Annotated in this window: 1 protein-coding gene; it reads left to right on the top strand. The window is 49.1% G+C overall.

The genetic code is table 11. From position 1 onward, the window contains the following. Positions 1-397: 397 nt before the first annotated feature. Positions 398-1,006, top strand: a complete 609-nt coding sequence (locus R8N28_RS27280) for a helix-turn-helix domain-containing protein (protein ID WP_140104094.1) — start codon at positions 398-400, stop codon at positions 1,004-1,006. Positions 1,007-1,015: the final 9 nt, after the last annotated feature.

The raw sequence follows: 1,015 nt of genomic DNA, 5'->3' as shown, positions 1-1,015 counted from the left end.
AAGTATTGATAAGAACAAGAAAGGCTCACCATTTGGTGAGCCTTTCTTGTTGGTATCGGTCTGATCTTCAAAAGATCCATTTGAGATCTCAGGTGTTTAGCCTTAACCTTTACCCCAGAAAAAATAAAACCCCGATGGTATGAATTCGACTTGGCGGAAGGAGTCATACGTATCAGGGTTAGGCATTAAGCTTGAGGAGAGTCTAACACATGACCCCATTTTATCAATATCAGCGCCGCCATCTGTGCGGTGATATCTGAACACCACAGCCTTACATTATGGCAACCGGTGCGGACACGATCCGTTAAATCCGGTCACCAAACTACGGTTTGAGATCGCCGAGAATACTCCGCAAATACTGCAAAATTTATCGACTCGTATCGAGAAGTTCGCATACTTGCGCTCAACTATCCCAATGCTTGCGAGAGCCAAGGATTCGAAACGTCAGCGTCGAAGCGAGAGCGCAGAAGCTGTCACGCTTGTGCTCAAGTGCATCGCCAAGTACATCGATCTCACTACGTTTAAAGTTGGGTTCTACCAGTACAACAGCAAGAAATGGTTCGACCTGTCTTACAAGAAAATTTGTGAGCACACGGGGCTGTCTTTGTCGCGCGTTCGTCGCGCACTGGCGGAGTTGCAGCGTGTTGGCCTGTTGGCTGTCCACCCGATTTCAGAGGCGGTGTTGGCGTCCAGTGGCGAGCTGCGGTACTACGCCAAACCCGCCATCAAAACCATCAACCTCGCGCTATTCGCTTTATTTGGGCTGACTGACCGCGTCCAGAAAGAGCGCCAGAAAGCCTACAAGCGCCAGAAACGCAAAGAAGAACAGTCTCGCACAGAAGAGGCTGAAAACACCGTTAAAACGCTTCTCAGTGGCTCGGAGGGACTTTCCGGTGTCGCGATGGCAAAAGCGGTACTTCAAGCTGCAAAATATGCCGAAGTGAAAGCTCAACGATCGAAAAAACCACCTCCAAATGCCCTAAACGGGGACGATATCCCTTACTAAAATCTGATT

Source organism: Vibrio sp. Vb1554, assembly GCF_033344235.1.
This window is presented reverse-complemented; position numbering and strand designations above follow the sequence as displayed.